The sequence below is a fragment of the Actinoplanes sp. NPDC051346 genome (genome assembly GCF_040682215.1).
Taxonomy (GTDB): domain Bacteria; phylum Actinomycetota; class Actinomycetes; order Mycobacteriales; family Micromonosporaceae; genus Actinoplanes.
Genome location: NZ_JBFBAJ010000014.1, coordinates 122,832 through 137,695, shown reverse-complemented (window position 1 = coordinate 137,695; position 14,864 = coordinate 122,832). Strand labels below are relative to the sequence as shown.

Below are 14,864 nucleotides of genomic sequence, written 5' to 3'. Positions count from 1 at the left end.
CACTGCGCCCGCCGATGTTGAGGGCGCCGAAACGAACTAGGCGTTCTTTGCCGTGGTTCGTTTCGGCGCCCTCAACATCGGCTCTCAGGGGCGCAGTGCCCGCCGAGCAAAGCGAGGCCATGTAACAGGTAGGTTCGTCGGGTGGCGTATGACGCGTTTTTGTTGATGTCGTTCGGGGGGCCCGAGCATCGCGATGATGTGATGCCGTTTCTGCGGAATGTGACGCGGGGGCGGGGGATTCCCGAGGAGCGGCTGGCCGAGGTGGCCGAGCACTACTACCACTTCGGGGGCGTCTCGCCGATCAACCAGCAGTGCCGGGACCTGCTCGCCGCCGTGCGGGCCGACTTCGCCGCGAACGGGGTCGGTCTGCCGGCGTACTGGGGCAACCGGAACTGGCAGCCGATGCTCGCCGACACCGTGGCGCAGATGCGCGACGACGGCGTCACCTCCGCCCTCGGGTTCGCCACCAGTGCCTACGGCGGGTATTCGTCGTGCCGGCAGTATTGGGAGGACATCGCCCAGGCGCGGGCGAAGGTCGGCGCCGGCGCGCCGGTGATCACCAAGCTGCGGCAGTTCCACGACCACCCCGGTTTCGTACGCCCGCACGCCGACGCCGTCCGCGCGGCCCTCGAGACGCTGGACCCCGGGCGCCGCGCCACCACCCGGCTGGTCTTCACCGCGCATTCCATCCCGGTGTCGATGGCCGCCACCGCCGGCCCGGACGGCGGCCGTTACGAGGCCCAGTTGCGGGAGACGGCCGCGCTGGTGCACGCCGCGGCCGCGCCCGAGCTTTCCTGGGACCTGGTGTGGCAGAGCCGGTCCGGACCGCCGCGGGTGCCGTGGCTGGAGCCGGACGTCAACGACCACCTCGGGTTGCTGGCCGACGAGGGGGTCACCGACGTCGTGGTGAGCCCGATCGGCTTCGTCTCCGATCACCTCGAGGTCGTCTGGGATCTCGACAACGAGGCCCGGGACACCGCCGCCGGGCTCGGCCTCGGCTATGCCCGTGCCGCGACTCCCGGCACCGATCCCCGGTTCGTCACGATGATCACCGAGCTGGTGCGGGAGCGGACCGACGGCATCGCGCGTGAGCGGCTGGGTACGCTTCCGAGCTGGGACGAGTGCTCGGCCGGCTGCTGCCCGGCACCGCAGAGACGAGGAGCGTCATGACCGAGCGCAAGCCCATCGAGAGCTGGCTCACCGACATGGACGGCGTGCTCGTCCACGAGGGTGAGCCGGTGCCCGGCGCGCCCGAGTTCGTCAACCGGATGAAGGCGTCGGGCAAGCCGTTCCTCATCCTCACCAACAACTCGATCTACACCCCGCGTGACCTGCAGGCCCGGCTGGCCCGGATGGGCTTCGACGTGCCGGAGCGGTCGATCTGGACGGCGGCGCTGGCGACCGCGCAGTTCCTCGCCGACCAGCGCCCGGGTGGCACGGCGTACGTGATCGGCGAGGCCGGGCTGACCACCGCGATGCACGCGGCGGGCTACATCCTGACCGAGTTCTCGCCGGACTATGTCGTGCTGGGCGAGACCCGCACCTACAGCTTCGAGGCGGTCACCAAGGCGGTCCGCCTGATCAACGACGGCGCCCGCTTCATCTGCACCAACCCCGACGCGACCGGCCCGTCCACCGAGGGCGCGCTGCCGGCGGCCGGGTCGGTGGCGGCGATGATCTCCAAGGCGACCGGGGTGGACCCCTACTTCGTGGGCAAGCCCAACCCGATGATGATGCGCTCGGCGCTCAACGTCATCGGCGGGCACAGCGAGACCACGGCGATGATCGGCGACCGGATGGACACCGACGTGCTGTGCGGCCTGGAGGCCGGGCTCGAGACGATCCTCGTGCTGACCGGCATCAGCACCCGGGCGGAGAGCGAGCGCTATCCGTACCGGCCGTCGCGGGTCGTGGACAGCGTCGCCGACCTGATCGGGGAGATCTGACGCATGACACGACGTTCGGGTGACGCCGAGGCGCCACGTGCCACCGTCTCCGCCGAGCATTTTCTCGGGATGTACCTGGCGAAGGACGACCCGTGGGACAACGCGACGAAGTGGGACGACCAGCGCAAGTACGCGGTCACCGTCGCGAGCCTGCCCCGGGCCCGCTACCGCGGCTGCTACGAGCCCGGCTGCTCGATCGGGGAACTGACCCGGTTGCTGGCGCCGCGCTGCGACGAGATCCTCGCCGTCGACTGCGTCGACGCCGCCGTGGAGCAGGCCCGCGAGGCGGTCCGGGATCTTTCGAACGTACGGGTGGAGCGCGCGATGCTGCCGGCCGAGTTGCCGGACGCCACCTTCGACCTGATCGTCGTGGGCGACCTGCTCTACTACCTCTCCGCCGAGGACCTGGACGCGCTGCTCGACGGCCTGGTGTCCCGGCTGGAGCCGGACGGGGACATCGTCGCGGTCCACTTCCGCGACCGGCGGGGCGGCGGCTACGACGGCTTCAACGTGCACGCGGCCCTGGCGGAGCGGCCCGGGCTCGAGCGGCGGGTGCGTCACGAGGACGATTGGTTCGTGCTGGACGTCCTGCGGCGGCTGCCCTGACGCACGCCCGACCGGCGATAGGCTCCCGGCATGGCTGAGGATCTCGCCGGGCTCGTGCAGGAGGTGCTGACGGCGATCCCGGCCGGGTGCACCTGGTTGGTGCCGGTGACCGGCGCCGACGGCGAGGTCGTCGACTTCACGGTCGCCGCGACCAGCGACCGGGTGGCGGACATCTACCACCGGGGTGCGAGCCGCCGGCAGGCCCGCCTCGCGGAGCTGTACCCGTCGATGGTGGGCGGTCCCCTGTGGAACCTGTACCACCGGGTGCTCGCGGACGGCGTCCCCGGCGAGCTGAAGGACTTCCTCTACGAGGACCACAGCGCGGGCGTGGTCGCCCAGTCGCACTTCGTCGTCACCGTGCACCGGGTGCTCGGCGGGCTCATGGTGTGGTGGCAACGCTCGGACGAGGCCCAGCTCCGGATGGAGCGCACCGAGCTGCTCGGCAGCCTCGGCTGGACCGAGTTCGACCTGATCACCGGCCGCAGCGACTGGTCACCGGGCATGTACCGGATCTTCGGGCGGGAACCCGCCCTCGGGCCGATGAGCCGCGCCGAACAGCAGGCCGCGATGCTCGCGGAGGACCGGGGGATCGCGGAGACCGCCTGGCAGACCCTCGACAGCGGCGCGACCTCCGACGTGACAGTCCGGTTCCGCATCGGTACGGCGGTGCGACACCTGCGCATCCTCTCGGACGCGGCCCGCGACGCCGACGGGGCGCCGGTGAAGATCTACGCCGTCGTGCAGGACGTCACCGCGCGGGAGGACTCGAGGTCGGCGATTCAGCGGCTCGCCCACCAGTTGCGTACCCGCGAGATGACCGCGCTGGCCGAGCACCGGCTCGCCGCTCAGCTGCAACACCTGATCCAGCCGGTCCCGGCGGAGCCGATCGCGCTGCACCGGCTGGAGGCGGTGGTCGGCTACCTGCCGGCGGAGAAGGCGATCCAGGTCGGCGGCGACTGGTACCACGCGCAGACGCTTCCCGACGGGCAGGTGTTGCTCGCCGTCGGCGACGTGGCGGGGCATGGCCTGGAGGCGGCAAACGGGATGGCGCATCTGCGTTTCGCCCTGGTGGCGTGGCTGTCGATCGGCATCCACGACCCCGGCGTGCTGCTCGGGCATCTGAACCGGTTGTGCGTGCAGCTGGGGCTCACGGGCACGGCCGTGGTGGGGCGCCACGATCCGGTGGCCGGGCGGCTGTCGTGGGCCCGTGCCGGGCACCCGCCCCCGCTGCTGGCCCGGGCGGGGCACGCCGCCGAGCTTCCCTCGCCGCCGGGGCTGCTGCTGGGCGCCGACGCCGACGCCGGCTATCCGGTGGCCGACGCGCCGCTCGAGGAGGCCGACCTGGTGCTGCTCTACACCGATGGTCTGGTGGAACGGCGGGAGGCCGGCGCCGTCGCGACGCTGGCCGATGTCAAGCGGCACCTGTCCGCCGTGTCGGCGAGCCCCGGCGCGGATCCGCTGGTCAGGCTCCGGGGCCTGCTGCGTTCGGCGAATCCGGACGACGACACGTGCCTGCTCGCCGTACGCGTCAGCTGAGCGCTCAGAGCCGCAGCCGGATGCGGACCCGCGTGCCGTCCTCGACGGCGGCGGTCTCCACCTCGTCGCAGACCTGGGCCACGATGGCGAGCCCCCGGCCGCCGACGGCGTCGGCGGCCGGCATGCGGCGTCCCCACTCCCGCATCGGTCCCTGGTCGACGACGTCGCAGACGATCACGCCGGGCCGGGCGAAGACCCGGACCCGGCCGCTGCCCGCGGTGTGTTGCAGCGTGTTCGTCGCCAGTTCGCTGACCGCCAGGACGAGCAGCTCGGTGCGCGTGTCGGCGAGACCGAGCGCGGCCGCCCGGGCCGCGACGAAGGCGCGCACGGCGCGGAGGTCGCCAGGCTCGTGGTAGGTGAGCGAGTCGGGGCCGGCGACGACCGACGGCTCGAAAACCGGGTCAGCCACGGTCGGCCTCTCCCGCGTCGGGCGCCGGCGTCGGGGACAGCAGCTGCGCGACGCCGGTGATCTCCAGGACGGTGGCGACCACCCCCGCGGCGTTGACCACGTGCAGCCGCTTACCCGCCCGTCTCGCCGCGTGGTGGGCGGTGACCAGGGCGTGGATGCCGCTGGAGTCGATGAACGTGACCTCGGTCAGGTCGACGACCACCAGGTCGGCGCGGCCGACCGCGTCCAGCAGCAGCTCGCTGAGCCGGTCCCGGCCCTCGAGGTCGCACTCGCCGGCCAACGCCAACACGAACCGGCCGGGTGCGGTGGAGGCCGCGGCCTCGAAGCGCGCCATCGTGGTCCTTCGCTCGGCAACGGAGATCCCGCACATCATGCCACCGACCCGCGCCGCGGCGGGCGCCGCACGGCCGCCGGGTGAACCGAGACGATTCCCGACATTAAGGGGAAGACTCCCCTCTAATGACCTGAGACTGGCATCACACTTCGGCTCAAGTCGGGCGGTCTCCCGCCGATAAGTCGGACATGCTCTCCCTGCTGGATCGAGTGCCGCCCAAGATCCGTACCTTGATCGCCATGATCTTCTTCGTCGGCGGGTTCGCGGTCCTCGCGGTGGTCACCCGTTCGGTGGCCGGCTCGGTCGCGGAGACCCTGCCCGAGGGCTCGTCCGGCCGCGAGGATCTCGAACGGCTCGCGCGCGTCGCGCTGTGGCTGCCGGTGGTCGTCGTACCGGCCGTGCTGATCCTGCAGGTGTCGGTGGTGTCCAGCCTCGTGCGGGTGCTGAAGGTCTGCGCGTCCGTGATCAAGTCCGCGGCCGGGGGCGATCTCGGCCCCCGGATGCCGGTCGTCGGCAAGGACGAGCTGGGCCAGATGGCCACGGCCTACAACGCGATGATGGACCGCGTCCAGACGACGGTCGACGGCATCCGGCTCGCGGTCGCCGAGCTGAACGCCTCCTCGGACTCCCTGGGGCAGGTGAGCACCACCATGACGCGGGCGGCCGAAGCCACCGCCGGCGAGCTCGAGACGGTGGTGCACTCGGCCCGGCGTACCAGCGACGAGGTGGGCTCGATCGCCGACGGCACCCAGCAGATGCGGGTGGCCATCGAGGAGATCAGCACCAACACCTCCGACGTCAGCCGGATGACCGACGAGGCGGTGGCCGGGGTCGCCGTGGCCACCGGCAACGTCTCCCGGCTGCGTGACTCCAGCCAGGAGATCAACGACGTGCTGCGCTCGATCAACGCCATCGCGGCGCAGACCAACCTGTTGGCCCTCAACGCCACCATCGAGGCGGCCCGGGCCGGCGAGGCGGGGCGCGGCTTCGCCATCGTCGCGGGCGAGGTCAAGGAGCTCGCCCAGGCGACCGCCCAGGCCACCGAGGAGATCGCCCGCCGCATCGAGGGCATCCAGCACGACACGGGCGAGGCGGTCGAGGCGGTCAGCGGGTTCTCCGCCATCATCGGCGCCATCGCCCAGCACCAGATCACCATCGCCGCGGCGATCGAGGAGCAGACCGCCACGACCGGCACGATGGTGCAGGGCGCCGGCCTGGTCAGCACCGGCACCGAGCAGATCAGCCAGGCCATCTCGGCGGTCAGCACGGCGGCCAACGAGGTGCGCGGCGCGGCCGAGGAGACCCACCGCGCGGTCGGCGAGCTGACCGGCACGGCCGCCCGCCTGCGGAACCTCGCGGAGGTCTTCCACTCCTGACCGACGCCGCGCGACGGTCGTAGCGCGGGACCCACGGCCCCGGGGCGCCGCGACGGTCCTAGCGCGGGGCCTACAGCGCCGGGGGCGCCTCGGCGAACCAGCGGTTGGCCACCCGGGTGTGCAAGTCGAAGCCGAGCTGTCGCGGCCCGTCCAGCACCAGCCGTTCCCGGGTCTCGTCGTTCGGCCGCGCCTCCGGAAGGTCCGCGGTGGACGCCAGCGCCGGGAAGAGCCCGAAGATCAGCAGGGTGCCGTCGGGAGCGCTGAGCGCGTCGTACAGGCGTACCGAATCGGGGTCTGCCCGCAGGCCGGCCTCCTCCCGCAGCTCGCGCGCCGCGGCCTGCTGCCAGGTCTCGTCCACATCGATGAAGCCGCCCGGTAGGGCGAGCTGATCCCGCGCGGGCGGAATCGCCCGGCGGATCGCCACCAGCCCGCCGGCCACCGGCTGGACCGCGACGGCGACCGGCGCCGGGTTCTGATAGCTGGTCTCTCCGCAGGCGGCGCAGCGTCGCGGCCACGGCTGGCCGAGGGTGAAGCGGGCGCCGCAGAACGTGCAGTGCGCGAAACGGTCAGGCATGCAACGGAGAATTGCACGCCGCGACCAGCGCCTGACGGCAGGCCGTCGTCAGTGGCCGCAGGGCCGCGTCCCGCTGCTGTGCCTCGTATCCGTTGACGGCGCCGCCGGGCGCGTTGTGCTCGGCCAGCACGAGCACCTGGTCGAGGACGCTGGCGCGGGCGAAGAGCCGCCGCGACCGCGGGTCGAAGCCCGGAGGCAGCGTCGCGGTGCTCTCCGGACGGCGGAGCGCCTGCAACGCGCCCGCCAGCTCGGGACGCCACTGGGCGACGTCGAGGCGGGTCAGCTGGGTCGTGGCCTCGGCCAGGGCACGGGTCAGCTCCGCCTCGGCCTCCGCCGATCCCATCTGGAAGACCGGCCGGTATTCCGCGACGGGGAAGAACCGCCACAGGACCGTCTCGAAGGTGACCCCGGAACCCGACGTGTGCCGGCGCACCTCGGGGACGACACCGAGCGTGGGCGTCATCATGGCCTCGCCGGCCAGCAGGGCGGCGCCGGTCAGCTCGCCCGGGCCGGGCAGTCCCCGCGGGTCGCCGGGGACCGGCAGCACCAGGCGGATCTCGTCGGGATGCAGCTTCGCGAACGCCGGCAGCGCCTGACTCAGCGGCACGTCGGTCCACGTGCCGGGGGCATCGGCGACGAGGTGCTCCTCGTCGCCGGAGATCTCGTCGGCCAGCTCGTCGAACGGGACGAGGCCGGCCCGCCAGGCGCGCACCCAGGCGACGAACCGGGTCGACCGGCGCGCCGTGAGAGTCGCCGCATCTGCTGCGGGGGACATGCGAGCAAGGGTACGTGTCCCGCGCCGACGTTGTCTCGGCCGGAGCGTCGGATACGGCGTGTCCGGGCGGACGAGTTACGGTGCGCAGATGTATGGGGAGGACGTACTTGCAGGCAATTGGCGACGCCGCACGGTGATACCTGAGGTGGACGCGGAGCCGGGTCTGGTGGTGGAGGACGCGGGCGCCGGCTTCTGCGGCGCGGTCGTCGGTTTCGAGTACGGCGCGGTGGTGCTCGAGGACCGGCACGGCCGGCGCCGCAACTTCCCCCTCGAACCGGCCGGGTTCCTGCTCGACGGCAAGGTCGTGACGCTGCGTCGACCCGCCCAGGCCCCGGCCGCGCCGCAACGCCAGCGCACGGCGTCCGGGTCGGTCGCGGTCCGCGACGTACGCGCCCAGGTCGCCAAGGCCAGCCGCATCTGGGTCGAGGGCATCCACGACGCCGCCCTGGTCGAACGGATCTGGGGCGACGACCTGCGCATCGAGGGCATCGTGGTGGAACCGCTCGACGGCATCGACGACCTCGCCGGAGCGGTCCGCGACTTTCGCCCGGGCCCTGAACGCCGGGTCGGCGTGCTCGTCGACCACCTGGTGCCCGGCTCCAAGGAGAGCCGCATCGTGGCCGCCGTCCGGGACCCCGACGTGCTGGTCACCGGGCATCCGTACGTGGACGTGTGGCAGGCGGTCAAGCCGGAGCGGGTGGGGCTGCGCGAGTGGCCGGTGATCCCGCCGGGGCAGCCCTGGAAAGAGGGCGTCTGCCGGGCGGCGGGTATCGCGGAGCCGGCCGACATGTGGCGGCGGATCCTGGGCAGCGTGAACAGCTACAAGGACGTCGAGACGCCGCTGATCAACGCCATGGAACGCCTCATCGACTTCGTGACCGAGCCGGCCGGTTAGGCAAGGTGCCGGGGGTCGCGGCTGAAGACGAAGGTGGCGATGTCGAGCTTCTCCACCGTGCCGTCCGCGGACCGCAGCACCGCGAGGATCTCGCCCGCGTTCACGCCTGCCGTGCCCCGCCAGCGGTCCGGTGCCTCGCGGGCGAACCGCCACGGCGGCCGGGCCGAGTAGCCGACCGGCGCCATCACCAGCTCGGTGCCGTCGGCGGTCACCTCGAACTCGCCGCCCATCCACCACCAGCGCCCGCACAGCTCGACGGCCTCGCCTTGGGGGGCGGGAGCGGGGCGCCACGGCGTCGGAGGCGTGGGTTCCGCGTCCAGCACCGCGGTCAGGGCCTCGCACGCCACCGCGCGGATGGAGGTGCCGCGCAGGCCGTACGAGTTGGCGAAGGCGATCACCCCGGTGCGGCTGGGGCGGTGCACCAGCAGGCTGGAGACGTACCCGGGCATCGACCCGCCGTGGCCCACGTAGACCCGCTCGCCCACCCGGTGCAGCTCCGGGCCCAGGCCGTGACCGGCGGTCCACGTCTCGTCCTGCATCACCACCGGCCTGCACATCTCGTCGACGGTCTCGCGGCCGAGCACCGTCGGCGCCGGATCGGCGAGGAACGCGGCCCACTTGGCCATGTCGGTCACCGTCGACCACAGCTGCCCGGCCGGGGCCATGGCGCCCGCGTCCGGCCTCGGCTCCTCGTGCAGGGTGCCGTCCAGGGAGTGGACGACGTAACCGCGGGCGTACGGCTCGACGGGGGAGTAGGTGGTGCGCTTCATGCCGAGCGGGTCGAGCACCCGCTTGCCGACCAGATCCGTCCAGGATTCCCCGGTTACCCGCTCCAGCACCGCCCCCAGCAGCCCGTACGCGAGATTGGAGTAGTGGTACGTCCGAAACGGCGGCCCGGCGATCTTGTCGAAGGCGAGCTCGCGCAGCAGCTGCTCCACGCTGCCGCCGTCGCGACGCTCCCACCACGGCCCGTCCGGCTCCCGTTGCAGGCCGGAGACGTGCCCCAGCAGCTGGCGCAGGGTGATCCCGCCGACCGACGTGCCCGGCAGGTGCCGGTAGAGCAGGTCGTCGAGGGCGAAGAAGCCCTCGTCGCGCAGCTGCATGACCATCGTCGCGGTCAGCGTCTTGGTGATCGACCCCAGCCGGTACTGCGTCTTCGGGTCCGGCGGCGGCGTCTCTCCGGCACCCGTGAAGTGCAGCAGCGAGCGGTCGCGGACCACCGCCAGCGCCAGCGACGGCGCTCGGCCCGCGGATTGCGCGCGGGCGGCGATCTCGGTGACGCGTCGGCCGGTTTCCGGCAGCAGGGACACGGGGGAGCCTTCCTGGTGGGGAGTCAAGGGTCTAACTGTGGGGAAACGGATATGGCTACGCCGCATTGATGCTCACGCGGTGTCGCTCCGCGTGCGCAGACGTGTCACGATCAGGGGATGGAAGCTGTCCTGTGGTTGGTCGTCGCCGTCGCCCTCGCGATCGCCGAGGCCTTTACCGCGACCTTCCTGGTCATCTTCTTCGCCGCCGGCGCCCTCGCGGCGGCCGGCGCGGCGGCGCTCGGCGCCTCGGTCCTCGTGCAGGCCATCGTCTTCGCCATCGTCTCCGGTCTCTCCGTCGCCGCCGTCCGGCCGATCATCATCCGCCACCAGCGGTCGGCCCTCGAGACGGGCGAGACACCCTTCGGCATCGAGGCGATCGAGGGCTCGAAGGCGACCGTGCTGGAAGAGGTCGACGCCGACCATGGTCTGATCAAGATCGATGGCGAGCTCTGGACCGCCCGCTCCTTCGACGGTGCGGAGAAGTATCTTCCGGGCGAGCACGTCCGTGTCATCAAAGTCAAGGGCGCCACCGCCATCGTGTGGCGCGACGATACGCCCAGCATATAGAGAGGCACCCATGGAAGTCGTTGTCGGTGTACTCATCTTCGTGATCGCCCTGTTCGCGGTGATCACCCTTATCCGTTCCGTTCGCATCGTCCCCCAGCAGCGCATGGACGTCGTGGAACGGCTCGGCAAATACAAGCGCACCCTGTCGCCGGGCCTCAACCTGCTGGTGCCGTTCGTCGACGCGGTCCGCACCAAGGTCGACATGCGCGAGCAGGTCGTCAGCTTCCCGCCGCAGCCGGTGATCACCTCGGACAACCTCGTGGTCAGCATCGACACGGTGCTCTACTTCAAGGTCGTCGACCCGGTGCGCGCCACGTACGAAATCTCGAACTTCCTGCAGGCGATCGAGCAGCTGACGGTGACCACCCTGCGCAACGTCATCGGCTCGCTCGACCTGGAGCGCGCCCTGACCAGCCGCGAGGAGATCAACCGGCATCTGTCCAGCGTGCTCGACGAGACCACCGGGCGCTGGGGCATCAAGGTCACCCGGGTGGAGATCAAGGCCATCGAGCCGCCGCCGAGCATCCGCGACTCCATGGAGAAGCAGATGCGCGCCGAACGCGAACGCCGGGCCACGATCCTCAACGCCGAGGGCCACAAGCAGGCGGCGATCCTGACCGCCGAGGGTGAGAAGCAGTCGCAGGTGCTGCGCGCCGACGGTGACCGGCAGGCCCGCATCCTCCAGGCCGAGGGCCAGGCCAAGGCGATCCGGACGGTCTTCGACGCGATCCACACGGCCAACCCGTCCCAGAAGGTCCTGGCCTACCAATACCTGCAGGCCCTCCCGCAGATCGCCAACGGCACGGCCAACAAGGTCTGGATCATCCCGACCGAGCTGTCCAAGGCCCTCGACGGCCTCGGCGGCGCCCTCGGCGGCCTGGCCAACATGGCCGGCGACCTGCCGTCGGCGTCGGTGGACTCGGGCGCCGTGGAACGCGAGGCCGCCGCGGCGGCGCAGGCGGCCGCGGACGAGGCGGCGGCGGTCAACGCTCAGGTCCGCGCGGCGGAGGCGCAGGCCTCCGGCGACAGCGGCACGGCGGCGCTGCCCGCGCCGGAGACGATTCCGCCGTCGGCCGCGCTCGGAGCGGCGGATTACAACGGAGCCGGCGAGCCCGAGCGGGCCTGACGGTCGTCCGTCCCGGCACCCCGGTGGGTGCGGGATCGTAGCGAATATCGCAAAACCCCGCGCCGATGCGCGGGGTTTTGCCATGGTGGTTCCAGGATTCCGACCGGTGCCCCCGGCCGCTCGGCTTGAGCCCACCAAGGCGGAGCCATGAGCATCAGTCAGTACCAGACCGCTAGTGGCCGCCCTTTGCGGGTGGCCCCGGCCTGGGTCGGCGCCCCGAGCACGGCGGCCACCGACGACCATCTGCTGCCGGTCCGCGAGGCGGTCTGGATCTGGTCCGTACGCCGCTACGCCCGGGTCGCCCTGTGGGCACTTCCCGCCGGCGCGGCGCTCTACGGCTGGTCGACCCTCGGGGTGCCCGCCTGGTCGGCGGTCGGGGTGTCCGCCCCGGCCGGACAACTGCTGGTGGAAGTCGCCGCCGGTTGGCTCTGCACCCTGGCGATGATCGCGCTCGCGGGGCTGCTCGCCGGGTCGCGTACCCGTCGGCCGGCGGTGGCGGGACTGCTGATCGGGCTGGCCGGTGCGCTGCTGTGGCTGCCGCTGCTGGCCCTGCCCGCCGGCGGGTCGCCGGCACCCGGGCTGACCCCGGACCAGGTCCACACCGCCTCCACGGCGGCCGCGGCCGTCATGGGCACCGGATGGCTGCTGCTGGGCTGGGCGGTGCTGCGCTCCAAACTGGTCAATCCGGCCGACGGCGTGCTGCTGATCCTCGCGGCCCTGTCGATCGGCGCGGGCTCGTCGGCGATCAGGCCACTGCCGACGGTCGGAGCGCTGCTCCTGCTGGCGGCGGGGATGGGGCTCGCCTGGACCGGCTCCCGCCTGATCCCGCCGTCCTGACCACCTCGGTGCGGCGGCTCAGTGCGGGTGGCTGCGCCTGATCCGGTAGACCACCGAGCGCCGCGGCGCCCCCGGCGGGATCGTCGGATCGTCGAAGTCCTCGGCCGGGTCGCGGGTCATGCCCAGCCGGTGCATCACCGCCCGCGACCGCTCGTTGCCCGTCGTGGTGAGTGCCAGTATCTCGGGCAGGTCCAGCCGGTCGAAGCCGTAGTCGAGGCAGGCGTGCCCGGCCTCGGTCGCGTAGCCGAGGCCCCAGGCCGACCGGGCGAGACGCCACCCGACCTCCACGCCGCCCAACGGCAGGCCAGGGTCCACCGGGTCCAGCCCCGCCATGCCGATGAACTCGCCCGTCGCGGCCACCTCGAGCGCCCACCAGCCCCAACCCCGCCGGTCCAGGTCGTCGCGGAAGGACCTCATCGACGCGGCGCTCTGCTCATAGGTCAGGATGGACGGGAAGTGCTCGCGGACGACCGGGTCGGCGTTCATGGCCGCCCACGGAAGGGCGTCGTCGTCGCGCCACTGGCGCAACGCGAGCCGCGCGGTCTTGAGCTCAGAGATCGTCATCACGTCCCAACTCCCAGAAGGCCACCGCCGCCGCCGCGGCCACGTTGAGCGAGTCCACGCCGCGGCGCATCGGCAACCGTACCGGGACGTCGCACGCCGCCAGCGCGTGGCGGGACAGGCCCGGGCCCTCCGCGCCGAGCAGCAGGGCGGGACGGGCACGCTGAGCCGCGTCCAGGCGCTGCATCGGCACGGCGTCGGGCGCGGGAGTCAACGCCAGCACCGAGAAACCGGCCTCGCGGACCAGCGCCAGGCCGTCCGGCCAGGGCTCCAGACGCGCGTACGGGACCGCGAACACCTCGCCCATGCTCACCCGTACGCTGCGGCGGTAGAGCGGGTCCGCGCACGACGGTGACAAAAGGACGGCGTCGATGCCGAGAGCCGCCGCTCCCCGGAAGACGGCGCCGATGTTCGTGTGGTTGTTGACGTCCTCGAGGATCGCGACCCGCCGAGCGGCGGCGAGGACCTCGCCGGCGTCGAGCAGCGGGAGTCGATGGAAGGACGCGAGCACCCCCCGGTGCACGTGGAAGCCGGTCACCTGCTCCAACACCGCCGGGGCGGCGGCGTAGACCGGTGCGTCGTCGAGGTCGTCGAGCTGGTCCGCCCGTTTGGCGTCGACCAGATAGGACCGCGGCCGGTAACCGGCCCGGCGAGCCCGGCGCAGGACCAACTCGCCCTCGGCGATGAAGAGGCCGTGCGGCGGCTCCCACCTGGTGCGCAGCTCGAGGTCGGTGAGGGAGCGGTAGTCGCCGAGGCGCTCGTCGGACGGGTCGGTGATCAGCTGGACGTCGGGCACCTGGAGGAGCATGCCACCCGGGCGGGCCGGGACCGGGCGCCGGGGCGCCCCCTGTCGATTCCCGGCCGCGCACGCGAGGATGAGCCGATGATCGTCGATTCGCTCGAGACCCTCCGCCGGCGGGGCAGCGCCAAGTGGCGTACCTATCCGGACGACATCCTGCCCCTGTTCGTCGCGGAGCTGGACGTGCCGCTCGCGCCCGCGATCGCCGACGTCCTCCGCGCCGCCGTGGACGCCTCCGACACCGGTTACTCCTCGGGCGGACCCGAGCTCGCTGCCGCCGTCGCCGGGTTCGCCGCCCGTCGCTGGGGCTGGGACGTCGACCCCGGCAAGGTCACCCCGGTCGCGGACGTCGGCGTCGGGATCGTGGAACTGCTGCGGGTGCTGACCCGCGCCGGCGACGCCGTGGTGGTCAGCCCGCCGGTGTATCCGCCGTTCTTCCACTGGGCCGCCGAGGCCGGTGCGCAGCTGCGCGAGGTGCCGCTGACCGCCGACCTGCGACTCGACCTCGCGGGCCTCGAGGCCGCGTTCGCGGCCCACCCGGCGGTCTACGTCCTCTGCAACCCCCACAATCCGGTCGGCCGGGTGCATTCCCCCGACGAGCTGAGCGCGCTGGTCACGCTGGCTTCCCGGTACGGGGTGACGATCGTCAGCGACGAGATCCACGGCCCGCTGGTGCTGCCGGGCGCCACGTTCACGCCGTTTCTGAGCCTGCCCGGGGCGGCCGACGTCGGCGTCAGCCTGGTGTCGGCGAGTAAGGCCTTCAACCTCGCCGGCCTCAAGTGCGCGGCGGTGGTCGACGGCACCCGTCCGCTCGCGGCGTCGTTCCCTCCGGACGCCCGCTGGCGTACGGGACACTTCGGCGTGCTGGCCTCGGTGGCGGCGTTCACCCACGGCGACGAGTGGCTGGACGAACTCCTCGGCTTCCTCGACGAACGCCGGACCCAGCTCGGCGAGCTGCTGCGTACCCGCCTGCCCTGGATCTCCTGGCAGCCGCCGCAGGCGACCTACCTGGCCTGGCTCGACTGCCGCGGGTGGGATTCGCCCGGCGAGCCGGCCGAGCCGTTCCTGGAGCGGGGCCGGGTGGCGCTGGAGGCCGGCCTGAAGTTCGGTGCGGCCGGCGCCGGGCACGTCCGCCTGAATTTCGGGACGAGCGCGGCGATCCTGGATGAGGCGACGGCCCGCATGGCCGACGCCGCCGGCTGATCAATTGCGG

17 protein-coding genes are annotated in these 14,864 nt (G+C 72.4%); 10 read left to right on the top strand and 7 right to left on the bottom strand.

From position 1 onward, the window contains the following. Nucleotides 1-141 precede the first annotated feature (141 nt). Genes AB0M36_RS30215 through AB0M36_RS30200 form a run of 4 tightly spaced genes read left to right on the top strand, consistent with a single transcriptional unit; the run spans nucleotide 142 to nucleotide 4,088 of the window. Nucleotides 142-1,170: a ferrochelatase gene (locus AB0M36_RS30215; protein WP_364164257.1), complete on the top strand. Its 1,029-nt coding sequence runs from the start codon at nucleotides 142-144 to the stop codon at nucleotides 1,168-1,170. Beyond that, nucleotides 1,167-1,946, top strand: a complete 780-nt coding sequence (locus tag AB0M36_RS30210) for an HAD-IIA family hydrolase (protein WP_364164254.1) — start codon at nucleotides 1,167-1,169, stop codon at nucleotides 1,944-1,946. Before AB0M36_RS30215 ends, AB0M36_RS30210 begins: the two co-directional genes overlap by 4 nt. 3 nt (nucleotides 1,947-1,949) lie before the next feature. Next, a complete protein-coding gene (locus AB0M36_RS30205; RefSeq protein ID WP_364164251.1) occupies nucleotides 1,950-2,552 on the top strand; it encodes an SAM-dependent methyltransferase in 603 nt (200 codons plus the stop codon). A gap of 30 nt (nucleotides 2,553-2,582) precedes the next feature. Continuing rightward, entirely contained in the window at nucleotides 2,583-4,088 is a 1,506-nt protein-coding gene (locus AB0M36_RS30200) for a SpoIIE family protein phosphatase (RefSeq protein ID WP_364164248.1), read from the top strand. A 4-nt stretch (nucleotides 4,089-4,092) separates the two neighbouring features. Here AB0M36_RS30200 and AB0M36_RS30195 read toward each other — a convergent pair whose 3' ends face one another. Further along, nucleotides 4,093-4,497, bottom strand: coding sequence for an ATP-binding protein (locus AB0M36_RS30195; protein WP_364164245.1), 405 nt, complete (start codon nucleotides 4,495-4,497; stop codon nucleotides 4,093-4,095). Continuing rightward, complete coding sequence (locus tag AB0M36_RS30190) at nucleotides 4,490-4,831, bottom strand: STAS domain-containing protein (protein WP_364164242.1); 342 nt, start codon at nucleotides 4,829-4,831, stop codon at nucleotides 4,490-4,492. Before AB0M36_RS30190 ends, AB0M36_RS30195 begins: the two co-directional genes overlap by 8 nt. 188 nt (nucleotides 4,832-5,019) lie before the next feature. Between AB0M36_RS30190 and AB0M36_RS30185 the strand changes: the two genes are divergently transcribed. Beyond that, nucleotides 5,020-6,207, top strand: a complete 1,188-nt coding sequence (locus AB0M36_RS30185) for a methyl-accepting chemotaxis protein (protein WP_364164239.1) — start codon at nucleotides 5,020-5,022, stop codon at nucleotides 6,205-6,207. A 70-nt stretch (nucleotides 6,208-6,277) separates the two neighbouring features. Here the strand turns inward: AB0M36_RS30185 and AB0M36_RS30180 are convergent, their stop codons facing one another. After that, nucleotides 6,278-6,781, bottom strand: coding sequence for an NUDIX domain-containing protein (locus tag AB0M36_RS30180; RefSeq protein WP_364164236.1), 504 nt, complete (start codon nucleotides 6,779-6,781; stop codon nucleotides 6,278-6,280). Next, nucleotides 6,774-7,556: a hypothetical protein gene (locus AB0M36_RS30175; protein ID WP_364164233.1), complete on the bottom strand. Its 783-nt coding sequence runs from the start codon at nucleotides 7,554-7,556 to the stop codon at nucleotides 6,774-6,776. The genes AB0M36_RS30180 and AB0M36_RS30175 overlap by 8 nt, the downstream gene beginning before the upstream one ends. Nucleotides 7,557-7,644: 88 nt before the next feature. Here AB0M36_RS30175 and AB0M36_RS30170 point away from each other — a divergent pair, with 88 nt between their 5' ends. Beyond that, nucleotides 7,645-8,451 carry a DUF3097 domain-containing protein gene (locus AB0M36_RS30170; protein ID WP_364164230.1) on the top strand — a complete coding sequence of 269 codons (807 nt, stop codon included), beginning with the start codon at nucleotides 7,645-7,647 and terminating at the stop codon, nucleotides 8,449-8,451. On the opposite strand, the gene AB0M36_RS30165 is transcribed toward AB0M36_RS30170, so the two are convergent. Next, nucleotides 8,448-9,761 carry a serine hydrolase domain-containing protein gene (locus AB0M36_RS30165; protein WP_364164513.1) on the bottom strand — a complete coding sequence of 438 codons (1,314 nt, stop codon included), beginning with the start codon at nucleotides 9,759-9,761 and terminating at the stop codon, nucleotides 8,448-8,450. The genes AB0M36_RS30170 and AB0M36_RS30165 overlap by 4 nt on opposite strands. Nucleotides 9,762-9,878: 117 nt before the next feature. Here AB0M36_RS30165 and AB0M36_RS30160 point away from each other — a divergent pair, with 117 nt between their 5' ends. The 3 genes from AB0M36_RS30160 to AB0M36_RS30150 all read left to right on the top strand — a co-directional run bounded on the left by AB0M36_RS30160 (nucleotide 9,879) and on the right by AB0M36_RS30150 (nucleotide 12,291). Next, the gene (locus tag AB0M36_RS30160) at nucleotides 9,879-10,328 is read left to right on the top strand and encodes an NfeD family protein (RefSeq protein ID WP_364164227.1); all 450 of its coding nucleotides are present in this window, start codon (nucleotides 9,879-9,881) and stop codon (nucleotides 10,326-10,328) included. A gap of 10 nt (nucleotides 10,329-10,338) precedes the next feature. Then, nucleotides 10,339-11,454, top strand: a complete 1,116-nt coding sequence (locus AB0M36_RS30155; RefSeq protein WP_364164224.1) for an SPFH domain-containing protein — start codon at nucleotides 10,339-10,341, stop codon at nucleotides 11,452-11,454. Between the two features lie 147 nt (nucleotides 11,455-11,601). After that, a complete protein-coding gene (locus tag AB0M36_RS30150) occupies nucleotides 11,602-12,291 on the top strand; it encodes a hypothetical protein (protein WP_364164221.1) in 690 nt (229 codons plus the stop codon). 18 nt (nucleotides 12,292-12,309) lie between these two features. Here the strand turns inward: AB0M36_RS30150 and AB0M36_RS30145 are convergent, their stop codons facing one another. Both AB0M36_RS30145 and AB0M36_RS30140 read right to left on the bottom strand, forming a co-directional pair. Then, nucleotides 12,310-12,855 carry a GNAT family N-acetyltransferase gene (locus tag AB0M36_RS30145; RefSeq protein ID WP_364164218.1) on the bottom strand — a complete coding sequence of 182 codons (546 nt, stop codon included), beginning with the start codon at nucleotides 12,853-12,855 and terminating at the stop codon, nucleotides 12,310-12,312. After that, nucleotides 12,842-13,648 (bottom strand): RNA methyltransferase, encoded by an 807-nt coding sequence (locus AB0M36_RS30140; protein ID WP_364164215.1) that lies wholly within the window; start codon nucleotides 13,646-13,648, stop codon nucleotides 12,842-12,844. The genes AB0M36_RS30145 and AB0M36_RS30140 overlap by 14 nt, the downstream gene beginning before the upstream one ends. A gap of 87 nt (nucleotides 13,649-13,735) precedes the next feature. Between AB0M36_RS30140 and AB0M36_RS30135 the strand changes: the two genes are divergently transcribed. Further along, on the top strand, nucleotides 13,736-14,854 hold the full coding sequence (locus AB0M36_RS30135) for an aminotransferase class I/II-fold pyridoxal phosphate-dependent enzyme (protein WP_364164213.1): 1,119 nt from the start codon (nucleotides 13,736-13,738) through the stop codon (nucleotides 14,852-14,854). Nucleotides 14,855-14,864: the final 10 nt, after the last annotated feature.